Annotated in this window: 12 protein-coding genes; 4 read left to right on the top strand and 8 right to left on the bottom strand. The window is 33.8% G+C overall.

Going from position 1 to position 17,048, the window contains the following annotated elements; genetic code table 11:
* Together RMO53_RS07060 and RMO53_RS07055 are read right to left on the bottom strand one after the other, a co-directional pair.
* Positions 1 to 2,282 (bottom strand): hypothetical protein (locus tag RMO53_RS07060; RefSeq protein WP_310379271.1); only part of this gene is annotated, 2,282 nt, incomplete at its 3' end.
* 832 nt (positions 2,283 to 3,114) lie between these two features.
* Positions 3,115 to 6,570: a methylmalonyl-CoA mutase family protein gene (locus RMO53_RS07055; protein ID WP_310379270.1), complete on the bottom strand. Its 3,456-nt coding sequence runs from the start codon at positions 6,568 to 6,570 to the stop codon at positions 3,115 to 3,117.
* Between the two features lie 292 nt (positions 6,571 to 6,862).
* On the opposite strand from RMO53_RS07055, the gene RMO53_RS07050 reads away from it, so the two are divergent.
* On the top strand, positions 6,863 to 7,570 hold the full coding sequence (locus RMO53_RS07050; protein ID WP_310379269.1) for a DUF4197 domain-containing protein: 708 nt from the start codon (positions 6,863 to 6,865) through the stop codon (positions 7,568 to 7,570).
* Positions 7,571 to 7,578: 8 nt separating this feature from the next.
* On the top strand, positions 7,579 to 8,433 hold the full coding sequence (gene purU / locus RMO53_RS07045; protein ID WP_310379268.1) for a formyltetrahydrofolate deformylase: 855 nt from the start codon (positions 7,579 to 7,581) through the stop codon (positions 8,431 to 8,433).
* A 150-nt stretch (positions 8,434 to 8,583) separates the two neighbouring features.
* Here purU and RMO53_RS07040 read toward each other — a convergent pair whose 3' ends face one another.
* The 5 genes from RMO53_RS07040 to prfA all read right to left on the bottom strand — a co-directional run bounded on the left by RMO53_RS07040 (position 8,584) and on the right by prfA (position 13,212).
* Positions 8,584 to 9,369 carry an alpha/beta hydrolase gene (locus RMO53_RS07040; RefSeq protein WP_310379267.1) on the bottom strand — a complete coding sequence of 262 codons (786 nt, stop codon included), beginning with the start codon at positions 9,367 to 9,369 and terminating at the stop codon, positions 8,584 to 8,586.
* 272 nt (positions 9,370 to 9,641) lie between these two features.
* Positions 9,642 to 10,448, bottom strand: a complete 807-nt coding sequence (locus tag RMO53_RS07035) for a helical backbone metal receptor (RefSeq protein WP_310379266.1) — start codon at positions 10,446 to 10,448, stop codon at positions 9,642 to 9,644.
* 38 nt (positions 10,449 to 10,486) lie between these two features.
* The gene (locus tag RMO53_RS07030) at positions 10,487 to 10,873 is read right to left on the bottom strand and encodes a DoxX family membrane protein (protein ID WP_310379265.1); all 387 of its coding nucleotides are present in this window, start codon (positions 10,871 to 10,873) and stop codon (positions 10,487 to 10,489) included.
* Between the two features lie 204 nt (positions 10,874 to 11,077).
* A complete protein-coding gene (gene pyrF, locus RMO53_RS07025; RefSeq protein WP_310379264.1) occupies positions 11,078 to 11,920 on the bottom strand; it encodes an orotidine-5'-phosphate decarboxylase in 843 nt (280 codons plus the stop codon).
* A 215-nt stretch (positions 11,921 to 12,135) separates the two neighbouring features.
* The gene (gene prfA / locus RMO53_RS07020; protein ID WP_310379263.1) at positions 12,136 to 13,212 is read right to left on the bottom strand and encodes a peptide chain release factor 1; all 1,077 of its coding nucleotides are present in this window, start codon (positions 13,210 to 13,212) and stop codon (positions 12,136 to 12,138) included.
* 271 nt (positions 13,213 to 13,483) lie between these two features.
* Between prfA and RMO53_RS07015 the strand changes: the two genes are divergently transcribed.
* Together RMO53_RS07015 and RMO53_RS07010 are read left to right on the top strand one after the other, a co-directional pair.
* A complete protein-coding gene (locus tag RMO53_RS07015) occupies positions 13,484 to 14,494 on the top strand; it encodes a hypothetical protein (RefSeq protein WP_310379262.1) in 1,011 nt (336 codons plus the stop codon).
* Between the two features lie 150 nt (positions 14,495 to 14,644).
* Entirely contained in the window at positions 14,645 to 15,121 is a 477-nt protein-coding gene (locus RMO53_RS07010; protein ID WP_310379261.1) for a DUF6265 family protein, read from the top strand.
* Between the two features lie 15 nt (positions 15,122 to 15,136).
* On the opposite strand, the gene RMO53_RS07005 is transcribed toward RMO53_RS07010, so the two are convergent.
* Positions 15,137 to 17,002: a LytTR family transcriptional regulator gene (locus tag RMO53_RS07005; protein ID WP_310379260.1), complete on the bottom strand. Its 1,866-nt coding sequence runs from the start codon at positions 17,000 to 17,002 to the stop codon at positions 15,137 to 15,139.
* Positions 17,003 to 17,048 lie beyond the last annotated feature (46 nt).

The raw sequence follows: 17,048 nt of genomic DNA, 5'->3' as shown, positions 1-17,048 counted from the left end.
TTGCCATCGCAATTGTCATTGGCTGTGGCGCCATCTAATGATGCCGTTATCTGTGCCGCTGTGGGATTACAACCTAAATCTGTGCCTTGGTTGGCATTGGTAACCGTGATTACTGGGACTGTCGTGTCGACTTTCCATGTAAAAGTTATTGAGTTCTCTACCGCTAAATTGTTACAAGCATCGGTAAAGTTGGCAGTCCATGTTTGGCTTTTCGCACATCCATCGCCCGTTATTCCTGTTGTTCCTGTTACTAAGTCGCCTGGACTACATGCTTCGGTTAACGTAAATACAGGTGGTATAATAGTTGGGTTACAGCCTTTATCTCCACTTACTGATGTAGTAGCTATTACTGGCAACACTAAATCTGCTGTCCAGGTAAATACTTGTGCACAAGTTGCTGTGTTACCACATGAATCTGTTGCTGTATAGGTTCTAGTTTGGGAGCGTAAACAGCCATTGGATGTAATTGACCCTAATGCTGATGTTATCGTTGGTACTCCACAATTATCTGTTGCTGTTGCATTTCCTGGTTCAGGAACTCCGGCTGGGTTACATCCAAGTTCAGATCCTGGGGGACAAAATGTAAATGATGGAGCTATAGAATCTCCCACTGAAACCGTTTTGGTACAAGTAGATGAGCAATTTTGCGCAGTTATAACTGTTAAACTGACCGTATAACTTACACCACATGCACTTCCTGCAGTTACTGAAATATTTTGCTCGTTTGCAGGACCAACTATACTTCCATTACCAGAAATTGACCAAGCATATGTTAATCCTGCCCCAGCTGGACCAGAATGCATATTTCCTATTGAATTTGGGCATACTGATGAAGCACCACTAATAGAACAAGTTGGATTTGGGTTAACTGTTAAAATTCCTGAATTGGATCCAGAACAAGTAGCATTTGAAACCACAACTGAATAAGTACCAGCAACAGATGAACTAAAACTAGCAACATTTCCTGGGTTTGAGGCGCTAAGAGGAACAGTCCAAACATAAGTATAAGTTCCCGCAGGAGAAACTGAAGCTGTTATATTAACAGCAGCATCGTTTGCACATTTTACAGGTGAGTTAACCGTAACTATTGGTGATGCTATAGCAGTAACAATTGTTGGCCGTCCAATTTCGATTGGGCAACCAGATGTAGTATTTATTGCAACAACATAATAACTTCCTGCTGGAAGTGCTGTCCAAATAAGTGTACCATTAGTTCCTAATTTTGCAGATTGTACTAAAGTATTATCTGAATCTTTTTTTAATTGATAACTAACTCCAGTTTGAGAACTGTTCATTGTTATAGTTCCTGAATTTGGAATCGAATTACAAAATGAACTACCTAATAAAGTTTTCTGTTCAGGAACAGAACCAAATCTTCCAAAAGACAAATCTTCTAAAACAGAACTTAATGACTGTGATTGTCTTGTTTCAACTAAAAATGTTCCTAAACATACACTTAAATTAAAATTAACACTACTTAAATCAATAAATCCTTCAAAGAACGAATTTATAGGATAAAAATTAGCTGGACCAGCTTTGGGAACATAATTCCAAGAAGCTGGAGATGCAACGGGAGCTGTATTTACTACAGCATTAAGGCCTGAAGTAGGCAGTGGTATAGGTGTTGCATTTAATGCCCCATCTCCAGCTCCAGGCTTATCCCATCTAAAAGCTTGAATTTCAGCCACAGAACCTCCATTAACAAAATGACTTATCATTAGTATATCACCATCTTGATGTGCACCGCTAAAATTTCCACCACTAACACCTATCTGAGACACTGTGCCTTGAAGAATCCAAAAGCCAATTGCGGAATCTCCATTATTTGAAAGTCTGTCAGAAAAAAAGAATAATTTAGTGCCATCTAGATAATAACCTGCATTAACAATGTTATTTTTATCATTAGAACCATTAATTTGATATTTCCATTGGCTGATAGGATTTATATCTTTAGATCCTCCACCAATCCATATATTATCATTACCATCTATTGGATCAATAATCCTAGCTTTCACACCTCCAGGAATTGCTAAAGTAGCTTCCCAATCGCTTGGGTTACCATCAAGTGTAATTTGCGCTGTCAAGAAATTAGAAAATAAAAAAAGCACTAACAGTATAATTATACTACTAATACCTGATTTACTAGACTGATTTGAGTTTACTTTTTGTTTTAAATTTTCTTTCGAAAAATCTAACTTAAATCCACTTTCCCCATTGTTGTTGAATGCTAAATCTTTGGAAGTGAAAAAGTTTAAAAAACCTGATAACGTAAATTTTTTCATAATGCTAGGTGTTAGATTACACCACATCACAGTAAGTATCTTGGAAAGTAAATTTGGGAAAATACTCCTAAAATTAATTTATAATCACGAGATAAATAAAATTAATTTAGGACAGTGAATTTAAATAAGTATTTTGTAATTACATAAAATTTTCTACGAAATGTAGTATTTAATCGATTAAATGCAATATTAATAATAAACAAAAGTTAAATATTTGTTTAATATTTTGGTTTTATAGAATATTACAACAACTGAACTCGTCGAAAAGCACTAATTTTAGGACTAAATTCAATTTGTGCGATTTAAATTACATAAAAAATTTATTTAATAGTCAAAAACTTACTTTTTGTTTTTTTATACTACTTATGTAAATGGTTTAATTTTTAGAATTCTAATTTGTTGAAAAAAATCCCGCAAAAAAGCGGGATAAGCGATTCACACATTTTCTTTTGAAAAACTCGAAATAAGATCCCGCTAGAAAGCGGGATAAGCGATTCACACATTTTCTTTTGAAAAACTCGAAATAAGATCCCGCAAAAAAGCGGGATAAGCGATTCACACATTTTCTTTTGAAAAACTCGAAATAAGATCCCGCAAAAAAACGGGATAAGCGATTCACACATTTTCTTTTGAAAAACTCGAAATAAGATACCGCAAAAAAACGGGATAAGAGATTCACACATTTTCTTTTGAAAAACTCGAAATAAGATCCCGCTAGAAAGCGGGATAAGCGATTCACACATTTTCTTTTGAAAAACTCGAAATAAGATCCCGCTAGAAAGCGGGATAAGCGATTCACACATTTTCTTTTGCAAAGAAAATGGTTCTCTGCTTACATATTTCTCCTGTATTGACCACCAACTTCAAACAAGGCATTTGTAATTTGTCCTAATGAGCATACTTTTGTAGCTTCCATTAAGTGTGCAAATAAGTTCTCGTTTTTTATGGCTGCTTCTTGAAGTGTAACTATATGTTGTTCTACCTTATCTTTATTAGCTTCGTGCAAATGGTCTAACATCACGATTTGGTATTTTTTTTCCTCTTCGGTGGCACGAATAACTTCGGCGGGAATTATGGTTGGAGAACCTTTAGAACTCAAGAACGTATTTACACCAATAATTGGGAACTCGCCAGTGTGCTTCAATGTTTCATAATACAAGCTTTCTTCTTGAATTTTACTACGTTGGTACATCGTTTCCATTGCGCCAAGAACTCCACCACGTTCTGTGATTCGGTCAAATTCTTGCAAAACTGCTGCTTCAACTAAATCGGTTAATTCTTCGATAATAAACGAACCTTGAATTGGATTCTCGTTTTTTGCCAAACCTAATTCTTTGTTAATAATCAACTGAATTGCCATTGCTCTTCGCACCGATTCTTCGGTTGGCGTTGTAATTGCCTCGTCATAAGCATTAGTATGCAACGAGTTACAGTTATCATAAATCGCATACAACGCCTGTAATGTGGTGCGAATATCATTGAAATCAATTTCTTGTGCATGAAGCGAACGTCCCGAGGTTTGAATATGATATTTCAACATTTGCGCTCTTTCATTGGCTCCGTATTTATTTTTCATGGCTTTCGCCCAGATTTTACGCGCCACACGACCAATTACAGCATATTCTGGATCGATTCCGTTAGAGAAAAAGAACGATAAGTTAGGTCCAAAATCGTTGATGTTCATGCCACGACTCAAATAATATTCCACGTAAGTGAAACCATTAGAAAGTGTGAAAGCCAATTGCGTAATAGGATTTGCACCAGCCTCCGCAATGTGATATCCAGAAATTGAAACTGAATAAAAGTTACGCACATTCTCTTTAATGAAATATTCTTGAACATCACCCATTAATCGTAAGGCAAATTCTGTAGAGAAAATACACGTGTTTTGAGCTTGATCTTCTTTTAAAATATCTGCTTGAACAGTACCGCGTACTTGAGATAATGTTTTTATTTTTATATCATTATAAACTTCCAACGGCAAAACTTCATCTCCAGTTGTCCCAAGAAGCAACAAACCTAAGCCATTGTTCCCTTCTGGTAAGTCGCCTTGGTAATGTGGTCGAACCACTCCTTTTTTCTTGTATATTTCGTTGATTTTGTTTTCGACTTCGTCAACCAAATTATTTTCTTTGATATAAAATTCACATTGCTGATCAATGGCGGCATTCATAAAAAATCCAAGTAACATCGGTGCTGGTCCGTTTATTGTCATACTTACCGAAGTCATTGCGTGAACTAAATCGAAACCAGAGTATAATTTTTTAGCATCATCCAAACAACAAATAGAAACTCCGGCATTTCCGATTTTTCCGTAAATATCAGGACGAATGTGTGGATCGTTTCCGTAAAGGGTTACACTGTCAAAAGCAGTTGACAAACGTTTTGCTGGTAAACCTTCGCTAACATAATGAAAACGTTTGTTGGTACGTTCTGGTCCGCCTTCACCAGCAAACATTCTACTTGGATCTTCTCCCTCACGTTTGAAAGGATACAATCCTGATGCAAAAGGAAACTCTCCCGGTACATTTTCTTGCAAGTTCCATTTCAGAATATCGCCCCAAGCTTGGTATTTTGGTAACGCTACTTTAGGAATCTGGGAATGTGAAAGTGATTCTGTATGTGTTGCAATTTTAATTTCTTTATCACGAACTTTAAAACTATAAAACGGCTTTTTGTATTTTGCCACTTTTTCATCCCAAGTGAGAATAACTTCCCAATTGTAGGGATCGAGATTCATTTTTACACGATCGAATTCTTTAAGTAATAATTGTAGAAAAGGATGAGATTGCTTCGCCTGTTCGCTTAAGCTCGGGTCTTCCTTCGTCAGAATGACAAAACTGTCGTCAATTCCAACTTTATTTAGAACTAATGATTTTTCAGAAACCGATTCAATCGTTTTATAAATCCCGTATAGTTTTTGAGCTACTTCGACTTGAGAAAGAGCAGTTTCATCGTATTTGCGATTATTTTCTGCAATTTCAGATAAATATCGTGTTCTGTGTGGCGGGATTACAAAAATTTTCTCGCTCATTTCACGAGTTATTTTGAAAGTCGATTTTAAATCTGAATCTGTTTTTTCGACAATTTTGTCCATTATCGATTTGTACAATGTATTCATTCCTGGATCATTGAACTGTGAAGCAATGGTACCAAAAACTGGCATATCATCTGGATTTACATCCCACAAATTATGATTGCGCTGGTATTGTTTTTTAACATCCCGAATGGCATCGAGTGCACCACGTTTATCGAATTTATTCAAAGCTACTAAATCAGCAAAATCAAGCATGTCGATTTTTTCTAGTTGGGTTGCAGCTCCAAACTCTGGTGTCATTACATAAAGAGAAACATCAGAATGATCCATGATTTCGGTATCCGACTGACCAATTCCAGAAGTTTCGAGTATAATAATATCGTATTTAGCTGCTTTTAAAACCTCGATAGCTTCGGCAACATATTTTGACAAAGCCAAATTGGATTGACGTGTTGCCAACGAACGCATATAAACTCTAGAATTATTGATGGCATTCATACGAATTCTATCACCAAGCAATGCGCCACCTGTTTTACGTTTTGATGGATCGACTGATAATAATCCAATGGTTTTTGTTGGAAAATCGATTAAAAAACGACGAACTAATTCATCTACTAACGATGATTTTCCAGATCCACCAGTTCCAGTAATGCCGAGAACGGGCGTTTTGCAATTTTTATTTTTTTTGTGAATTTCCTCAAAAACAGGCTTGGCTATTTCCGGAAAATTTTCCGCAGCAGAAATCAAACGAGCGATTGCTGTTGGATTTTTATCTTCTATGTGTTTGAGTTCTCCATTTAATTTGTTGCCAATGGGAAAATCCGATTGTTGCACCAAATCGTTAATCATACCCTGTAACCCCATGGCTCGACCATCGTCTGGAGCATAAATACGAGTAATTCCATAGGCTTGTAATTCTGCGATTTCAGAAGGCAAAATAACACCACCACCACCACCAAAAATCTTAATATGACTTGCTCCTTTTTCTTTTAGCAAATCGTACATGTATTTAAAATATTCATTGTGACCACCTTGATAGGAAGTCATGGCAATTGCATTTGCATCCTCTTGAATGGCAGTATTCACTACTTCTTCCACACTACGATCATGACCCAAATGGATTACCTCAACACCTGTAGCTTGAATAATTCTGCGCATGATATTTATGGCTGCATCGTGACCATCAAAAAGTGATGCGGCAGTTACAATTCTTACTTTATTATTGGGAAGATACGGTTTTACGGGTTCCATTTTATGAATATGATAATTTAATAGCGCAATTTACGAATTTTTTTAGGAATAAATTATTAAAAATTACATAAACCACAAAATATCATAACACTGTTTTTATTATAAAAAATAAGATTAGTTTTGAGAAAAAAATTGGTACCACTGGAATGTTTAGCCCTGATAGCAGCGGCATCCTTTTACCTCGCTTTTTCTGCGAGGCAAAAGATAAAGCGGATAGCAGGAATAAGCTCCAAAAAAAAATGGCTTTATTATTGATTAAATGTGTTACTGAACTAAATAAAACTTTTTAAAAATGAAAAAAATTTCAATTCTATTCATCGTATTATCGCTTTCTGGTTGTGCCGAAATGCAACAGGTTATGAATCAATTTCCACAAACTCAAGGCTTGGGTTTGATCGATATTTCGGGTGGTTTGAAGGAAGCTTTGAACAACGGGATTACCAAACAAGTAACAAAATTAACCGCTGTTGATGGTTTTTTTAAAAACGAAGCGGTAAAAATTTTATTGCCCGATGAATTGAAAAAAGTTGATTTGGCTTTACGAAAAATAGGTTTAAGTGCGCTTGCCGATGAAGGTTTGAAAGTTATGAATCGTGCTGCCGAAGATGCGGTAAAAGAAGCCATTCCTGTATTTGTTGATGCTGTAAAAGGCATGTCCTTTGCCGATGCCAAAACAATTTTGATGGGAAATCAAGATTCCGCTACCAATTATTTACAAAACAGTACATCGACGGCTTTGTATGGAAAATTCAATCCAATTATCAAAAACTCGTTTACTAAAGTTGGCGCCGATAAAGTTTGGACAAACATTATTACAAAATACAATGCAATTCCTTTAGTAAAAAAAGTGAATCCCGATTTAACAGATTATGTAACGAACCAAGCTATGAACGGTGTTTTTAAAATGGTAGCGGTTGAAGAAAAAAATATTAGAACCAACTTGAGCGCAAGAACATCTGCTTTATTGCAAAGTGTTTTTGCGATGCAGGACAAACCGTAAACAAAAATATGCAACAAATTATCATACTTATTCATTGCAAGGATCAAAAAGGGATTATTGCTGCAGTAACTAATTTTATTCTAAAAATTGAAGGAAATATTATTTATATCGATCAACATGTCGATGTAGAGCAAGATGTTTTTTTTATGCGTCTGGAATGTGAACTGACCAATAAAACGGTGAGTTTAGCTGCTGTAAAAAACGATTTTCAGCAGACCATTGCCACTGATTTTAAGATGTCATGGGAACTTTATTTAAAAGAGCAAAAACCAAGAATGGCCTTATTTGTTTCTAAATACGACCACTGTTTGTTTGATATTTTGGGTCGTTTTAGTGCTGGAGAATTAAATATAGAAATTCCTTTAATAATAAGCAATCATGAGGATTTAAAACCAGTTGCTGCGCGTTTTAAAATTCCTTTTTTCTATATTCCGTTTACCAAAGAAAATAAAGAAGATGGCGAAAAACAGCAAATAGAACTGCTCCAGAAACACACCATTGACTTTGTAGTTCTAGCGCGTTATATGCAAATTATTACCCCTAAAATGATTGGACTTTATGAGAATAAAATCATCAATATTCATCATTCGTTTTTGCCCGCATTTCCTGGTGCAAAACCGTATCATTCTGCTTTTAAACGAGGCGTTAAAATCATTGGTGCCACCAGTCATTATGTTACTCAAGAACTCGACGAAGGACCAATTATTGAACAAGACATTACTCGTGTTTCGCATGTAAATTCTATCGAAGATTTTATAATGAAAGGTAGAGATTTGGAGCGTATTGTTTTAGCACGAGCTATCAAATTGCATGCAGAACGGAAAACGATGGTGTATAGTAATAAGACGGTTGTTTTTTCTTAAAACTTAACGTAACTACAACAAAGTAATAACATATTTTTAACAGCAAAAAGGTCTAATGTGTCGCATCTTTGCAGTGTAATAAACTGGTTATTTATTATTTTGGTTTTGGTTAGTTAAAAGAATGTCGGTATCTTAGATGCCGACATTTTTTTATGGTGTTAATTTAATAAATGCTAAAACTGCAGTATTAAAAACATTAGGTTGCTCTACATTTACGACATGACCACATTTTTCTATCACAAATAACTTTGACGATTTATAATGGCTTTCGACCACTTTTCGAACCGAAGGCAAGAACATATAATCCTCTTCGCCCATAACGTATAAAGTTGGAATATTAAGTTCAACTTGTCGAAACCATTTCAAGACTGGATTGATTTCGGCGGTGAGTTTAAACCATTTTATAAATTCCTTTTGATATAATTTTTTTGCTTCGTTTATGAACAGTAATCGAGATTGTTTATGGCTTTTTTTGGGCATGATTACAAAAGCAAAAAACTTATACAAAACCAAATAGGGCAACACATACTTAAACATATTTCCCAAACGCATCAAAACTTGAGAACGGAAATTCATTTTGAGAATCGCACCACCAAGTATCATGCTTTGCACGCGTTCTGGATACATTTCGGCTAATTGCCTAATGAGAATTGTGCCGAGTGAAATCCCTACAAAATGTGATTTTTCTATTTTTAGAAAATCTAAAACTTCGAGAATATCATTGGCTAGAGCCGAGAAAGTATATTTTTGTTTAAAGGCAGTTTTGATTGTAGGTTTTGATTCTCCGTGACCACGCAAATCCAATAACAACACATTATAATGTTTCTGAAAATCCCGAATTTGTTTGAACCATATAGACGAACTTCCGCCTGCACCATGAACAAATGTTACCCATTGCATGCTGTTCTCGTTTTTATAAATGGTGTAATTTATCAAAATGTATTTTTTACAAATGTATTGAAAAAGAGTGTGTGAAAAGAGTATAAACGCATCCGTTTCAAAAATAAAAAAAACAGCCACGAATTGCACGAATTAACACAAATTTGGATATCATATATTCCACGAATCCGCCAAAAGAAGATAAAATTCGTGACCCGAGTGAAGCGAACGGGCGAAACAAATTCAATTTTTATAATCACTAAAATTTGTGCAAATTCGAGCAATTCGCGGCAAAAAATTACTGGTCGTTTGCCCTTTGTGTGAAAAGTTTAAATTTTAGAATGCAAAATTTTGAAATATTCAAACGCTTTTAGCAATCGCGTTCCGTACCACGAAAACATTTCGCCATCGACAAAAACGATTTTGGCGTGACCGGTAAATCGTTCCAATTCTGAAGCATCTTTTTCTTTGAATGGAAATGGTTCTGATGAAAGAAAAACTAAATCTGGATTACCGTCTAATCTTAGATTTTGGAGTTCAATTTCTGGATAACGACCTGAATTTTGGTATATATTATGAAAGTGATTCAACTTTAATAATTCGTTTATAAAATTGTCTGAACCAGCAACCATGTATGGATTTTTCCAAATAAAATAAGCTACTTTTCGCTTGGAAGTTTCGGAAGTTTTTTCTTTTATAAAATGTTGAAAATCGCTCAAGGCAAAAGTTAATTTGTCGATCCATTTCTGAGCTTCGGTTCTGCAATTAAAAAGTTGACCAAAGTCAGTTATCATCTTGAAATTATCTTCAATCGTAACAATATCCGTTACCCAAACGGGGCAAATTTTGGATAATTCAGCTACAATTTCTTGGGTGTTTTCTTCTTTATTGCAAATGATAATATCCGGTTCTAGCAATTTGATTTTTTCGAAATGGACTTTCTTAGTTCCGCCAACGATTTTCTTGATTGCCGTGAAATGATACGGATGCACACAGAATTTTGTGATGCCTATAATTTTATTTTCAAGACCTAAATCATATAGTAATTCGGTTTGCGATGGAACGAGCGAAACGATTCGGTTTGGTGACTTTTCGAAAGAATGAGAAGAACCGAGTTGGTCTATAAATGTTTTCATTTAAACACGAAGGGTTACGCAAAGGTTCACAAAATTTTTTAAACTATTTCTTGCTTACGTATTCCGTTTGGAAACATAATCGCCAACAAAACAGCAATTAGCAAAAAGTTAAATTCCGCACCATTTCTTCCACCACCAACTACGAACCAACCTTCTTGAAAGTGTATCATAATTATTCCTGCAATAAGAATAAAAATAGTTATGATTGCGGCTGGTTTGATGTATTTATTCAGCAATAATAAAATAGCAGTAGCAAGGTGTGATAGTTTTATAAGCCAAGCTATAAGTACTCCAAACGGCGCAAAACCAACAGTATTCAGGTAAAAATTTCCAAAATCATTAATCCCATTATTGAACATTCCAAGTACACTATGCATCACTAATATTATTGCAACTGCTGTTCTTAAAATCAAAGTGTTTCCCATACTGTTTATTGTTTTAGTTATGTTATCATTGCATTTAATCAATAGCAAAATTTAATACCTTTTTAATTAACCTTTAAATATATATTCTTTGCCACAGATTTCAAAGATTAGCACAGATTAATTTTTGCCAGCATAAAAATCTGTGGCGTTTTTTTTATTCTTGTTTTCGTATTTTAATATTGCGTCAATATTCTTTCTAATTGCTTAATTTAAAATAGCTTCCATTTCTTGTTGCATTTTCAGCGCTTCTTCCCTCGCCTTTTCGGAAAAATCGATTCCGTTTGAAGCATAAATAATTGCTCGTGAGGAGTTGATAAGCAAACCCACATTTGCGTTCATTCCGTGTTTACAAACTTCGGATAAACTGCCTCCTTGTGCTCCAACTCCGGGAACGAGCAAGAAACTATCAGGAACAATTTTGCGAATTTCGGTAAAATATTCGGCTTTAGTTGCGCCAACTACATACATTAGATTTTTAGAATTTTCCCAAGTTTTTGATGTTTCCAAAACCTGTTTGTACAATTCTTTAGCTCCGCTCTGTTCGGCTTCGCCTCGAGTTCCATTGGTGGTCAAAGTCTGAAAATCAAAAGCCCCTTCGTTAGACGTTAATGCCAACATAATGGTATGTTTACTTTCGAAAGCCAGAAAAGGTTCCACAGAATCTTTGCCCATATAGGGCGCAACGGTAACACTGTCAAAATTCAAATCTTCAAAAAAAGCTTTGGCATACATTGCAGAAGTGTTGCCAATATCGCCCCGTTTTGCATCGGCAATCGTAAAGATTTCAGGATAATTTTCGTTGATATAACTGATGGTTTTTTGGAGCGAAATCCATCCTTTCAGACCATACGCTTCATAAAAAGCGATATTGGGTTTGTAGGAAACACACAAATCATGAGTTGCATTGATTATGGCTTTGTTGAATTCAAAAATTGGGTCTTCGAGTTCTAAAAGTTGTTTTGGAATTTTATTCAAATCGACATCAAGACCTACGCAAAGGAAGGATTTTTTGATTTTGATTTGGTCAATAAGTTCTTGTGTTGTCAAAACCGTTTGTTGTTTGTTGTTATAGTTTATTTGGGCAAAGTTAGTTTAAAGTTTTTTAAACACAAAGACACGAAGTCCTTCGACTAGCTCATGATGACGCACAAAGATCACTAAGAAAAAAATGCCAACCTTAATCAGATTGACATTTCTTAATTCGTTTCTCTTTATTCTATATTCTTTTCTCTTAATTCTTAATACCAAAATCTTAATACTTTTTAGAATACTTCGCTCGCTTCTTTTAATTTTTCCATATTATTAACGAGTTGTAATTCGTCAACAATTTTTTGAATATCGCCGTTCATAATATTTCCTAAATCGTACAAAGTCAATCCTACTCTATGATCGGTTACACGACCTTGTGCATAATTGTACGTTCTAATCTTGGCTGAACGGTCACCAGAACTCACTTGTGATGTTCGTTTTGTAGCATCTTCGGCATCTTTTTTGGCTAATTCTTGTTCGTACAAACGAGAACGCAAAACGCCTAATGCTTTGTCTTTGTTTTTATGTTGCGATTTTTGATCCTGACATTGCGCCACCAATCCTGTAGGAATGTGCGTCAAACGAACTGCTGATTTTGTTGTGTTTACTGATTGTCCACCCGGACCAGAAGAACAGAAAAAATCGACACGAACATCGTTCATATCAATCTGAACATCAAACTCTTCGGCTTCTGGAAGTACCATAACTGTTGCTGCCGAGGTGTGAACGCGACCTTGAGTTTCGGTTTGTGGCACACGTTGCACTCGGTGAACTCCAGCTTCAAATTTCAAAGTTCCATATACATCTTCTCCGGTAACTTCAAAAATCACCTCTTTGAATCCTCCAGAAGTTCCTTCGTTCATATCCACAACTGATGTTCTCCAACCCCGATTTTCGCAATATTTAGTGTACATTCTAAACAAATCACCTGCAAAAATACTCGCTTCGTCGCCACCAGTTCCAGCACGAACCTCAACCATAACATTTTTGGCATCTTCGGGATCTTTTGGGATTAGCATGAACTTGATTTCTTCCTCTAGTTCTGGTAATCTTTCTTTAGCTTCGTCGAGTTGCATCTTTGCCATTTCGGTCATGTCTGCATCACTATTATCGGCAATTATTTCGTTAGCTTCATCAATATTAGCCATCAAAATAACATACTCATCGCGCTTTTCGGCGAGAGCTTTTAAACTTTTATATTCTTGATTCAATTGCACATAACGCTTTTGATCTGAAATAACATCGGGTTGAATAATCAAGTCCGAAATCTCATCGAAACGTTGTTTTACTATTTGAAGTCTATCTAACATTTTTTTTAATCCTTTATTTCTTCTCGTTTATATTTTTTGCCCAAGGGCAGAAGTAACCTCATACTACGTTTTTTATTTTCATCAAAAATCGTTTATCGGTTCAGAGTGCAAATTTAGTAAAAAGATTGCAGTCCCGAAAGCTTTCGGGATAGATTGCGGATTTCAGATTTTTTAAGCAGAATTTTAGAAAAGAATACAAATACTTTTTTTTTTAAAATGAACTTCTAATTTTATTTATACATTTGAAAAAATATGTAAATATACTCTAACCATGAAAAATTTGTTTTGTTTCTCTTTTTTGATTTTTAGCTCCATTTTCAATTCCTTTTCACAAAAGCTAGAAGAAGATTTTAATTTATCTGTTCCTGAAAAAAAAGTTAAAAGTTTGTATTCTAAATTAATTGTTATTGATGCCAGAAAAGATACTACAAATATGGGAATTATTCAAAAAGGAGCTTTCAATAGAAAGGCATTTTTGAAACCCAAAATAGCTTTAAAGACTCAAATCGAAACTGTTTTCAATAAAATGATTGAGGATAATTCTGGGAACAATGAACTCGTTTTAAATGTAAGAGATTTTAAATTTGCCGAGGTTACTGGAGCATTTGAGGAAAATGGATATTGTTATTTTAGAGCCGATTTATTTTTGAAAAAAGACAATTTCTGCCAAAAAATTGATTCTATAGATACGGTAATCAAAGTTGGAGCTATGGATGTAACTCAAAAAAATATTAGAACTGGATCTGAAAAACTAATAGATTTTTTATCTAAAAATTTGAACTCCATCAAGAGCGGTCCTACTTATAGTTTTGAGGATATAAAAAATTTAGAATTTTTAGAAAAAAGAAAAATTCCGATTTATAATACAAAAGAATATGTGACTGGTATATATACTTTTTTTGATAGTTTCAAGAATCAAAAAAATCCAATTACAGACTACACAATAACCCGAAACAAGAAAGGAAAGATTACCAAATTGACACAAAATTTTAAAGATGGTTCAAAATTTGAGCTTAATTCCAGTAATGTCTATGCAATTGTGGAGTCAGGTAAAATTTTAATTTCAACATCCTATGGTTATTATCCTCTTGAATTCAAAGATGATGATTTTTATTTTACAGGAAAAGCAAAAGTTACTGCAAATACTGGTGATGTGGTTTTGGCAACAGCCTTTTTTGGTATAATTGGAGGCTTGATTGCTTCTGAAAATGCTGCTGATTTTCAAATGAAAATTGATTATTTGAATGGTGCTGCAATTCAAATCAAACAAATTTCTAATTAGTTAATATCGCAACGCACAGCATCCTACAACCGTGATTAGAATGCAAAATTTAAAATTTAGCCCTTTTTAGAAACAATTTACAGCAATAACTTATAGTGTTTTTTTTTGTATTTTTGGAGTCTAAAAGTTTTATTTCCAATTTCGAATCCTATGAAAAAAATAATCGCAATTTCCGTCTTAATCCTAGCTTTTACTTCTTGTAATAAATCCAACAAGAACGATAAAATCAAACTTTCCAATTGGCTCATCGGGAAATGGGAGAACAAATCAGAAAGTGGTAATCTTGAAGAAACTTGGACAAAAGTAAACGACAGTACTTTTCAAGGACTATCCTTTTATATAAAAGGAAAAGACACGTTGCATTTTGAGAGTATTGTTTTGCAACAAAACGGCGAAGATTTAGTTTATATTCCAACCGTAAAAGGTCAAAATAATGACAAACCTGTGCCATTTAAACTTACTGCTTCAACCGATAAGCAATTGGTTTTTGAAAATCCAAAACACGATTATCCTCAAAAAATTATTTATAATCAAATCACAAACGACAGTTTAGTAGCTGAAATTTCGGGGATACAACAAGGAAAACCGAGTTCTGATAAATATCCAATGAAAAAAGTGAAGCAATAAATATTTAATTTTAATTTACTGCAATTGACTTTTAAATTTTCTTGAAATAGGAACTTGAAGGTTTCCATTTAACAATAACTCATTAGTATTTAAGGATTGTATATAATTTTTATTTACAATATAAGAACGATGGCATTGTACAAAATTTGGTGGTAATTCTTTTATAATTTCTAAAATTGATCCCCTTAAATATTCTTTCTTTTTTGAAGTAATAATCTCTAAATAATGATCGTCAGATTTTATATAAATCAATTCGTTTAAATAGATTTTGGTTTTATTTTTTAATACAATATGATCTTCAATAATTAACTGTTTCGTTTTTTTAAGTTCTTCGTCAGAATGTGTAAGTTCAATAGCTAATAAGTTTTTTTCTTTGAGCGTTTTTTGTTGTTTAATATCTGATTTTTTCCATCTCAAAAAAGAATAAAGCGCTATTAAAAAAGTGATCAACAATAAGACTCCAAATATTATTTTGTTGTTTTTATATTTGTCTTTAAAACTTTGAATGTTTATAATTTCAGCATTTTTCTTGTCGATTACATATTTTTTTTCTTGTTTAATTATGCTAACGAGTTCATCTTTTTGATACATTGAATCTTGCAATGCTAACTGCTCGTCTTTGAGTTTTAGGGCTTTCTCAAGTTCTCCTTTGATTTTGTAATGATCTGATAGTGCTTTAAGTAACGCTTCTTTTTTTATATTTAATTCGTTTTTCAAAAGTGATTGCGCTTCTAATAGGTATTTTTCGGCTACATCATACTCTTTCTTTTTATCGTACAAAATTCCTAGACTTGTTTGAGTAGAAGCAATATCTGTAGGAAAATTAATTTTCGTTCTTAATTGTAAGGCTTTTTTTAAATAATTTTCAGCTTCCTCTAGTTTGTCATTCAATAAATAATAATGACCTAAATTATGATTGGCCATTGCTAAATTTGGTTCATCTTTTATTTCTTCAAAAATAGCAATTGCATTTTTACGATAATATAACAAAGAATCATTTTGTTTTAAATCTTCGAAAACAATTGCTAAATTATTATACCCTAATGCTAAACTTTTTTTATTATCTACTTTTTTTGATAAAAAAACTGCTTTGGTAAAATACCTTTTTGCATCTACAAATTGCTTGGTTTGTCTAAAGAGAATACCTAAATTATTGTAGGATTTCACCATGCTGTTTTCGTCATTCAGTGCTTCTTGTAGCTTTAAACCTGCTAGATAGTTTGCTGTTGCTTCATCAAATTTAGATTGCTTTGTAAGTGCATTTGCTTTATTCATATAAATCAAACTCAATAAGCGGCTGTCTTTTTTGGGATTTACATTTTCTAATGCTTCATTATAACAGGCTATCGACTTGTCATATTCAGAAATTTTATTAAAGCTCACGCCTAGTGTATTATTTATACCTGCAATTTCACTTTTGTTATTCGTTTCTTTAGCTAGTTGTAGTCCTTTTGTTAAAAACACTATTGCAGCTTGCGTATCGCCTTTTGAATTATTTGACGATCCTAAATAATTTAACGCTGATATTATTCCTGGTTTATAATCATTATTTTGCGCAATTAGTAACGCCTTTTGAGCATAATAACTTGCTTTTTGATAGTTATTTATTCGCATATTTAAACCCGCAAGTTGATTGTTCGAATCGGATTCTCCTATTTCATTTTTGCTTTCTTGGCTAATTATTAGTGCTAATTCAGCATCTGCAAAAGCCTGATCCGTATTTTGTGCTGGATGCGATTTGCTTCTTTTAATTAGTAGTGTTATTTTCTCTTTACTGTTGGCGGTTTTATCTATTAAAACTGACAAGCTATCTGTTTTATTAGATTGCGCACTTACGTAGAAGGAAATAATAAAGAAAAAGTAAAACAGAAATTTTTTCATGAATTTTAAAATTTCGTAATGTATAATAAGCTAAATTTAAGTAAAT

Origin of the sequence: Flavobacterium sp., from assembly GCF_031409475.1 — a bacterium.
Classification (GTDB): Bacteria; Bacteroidota; Bacteroidia; order Flavobacteriales; family Flavobacteriaceae; genus Flavobacterium.
Note: the sequence above shows the minus strand (reverse complement) of the source record. Positions and strands in the feature narration are given on the sequence as shown.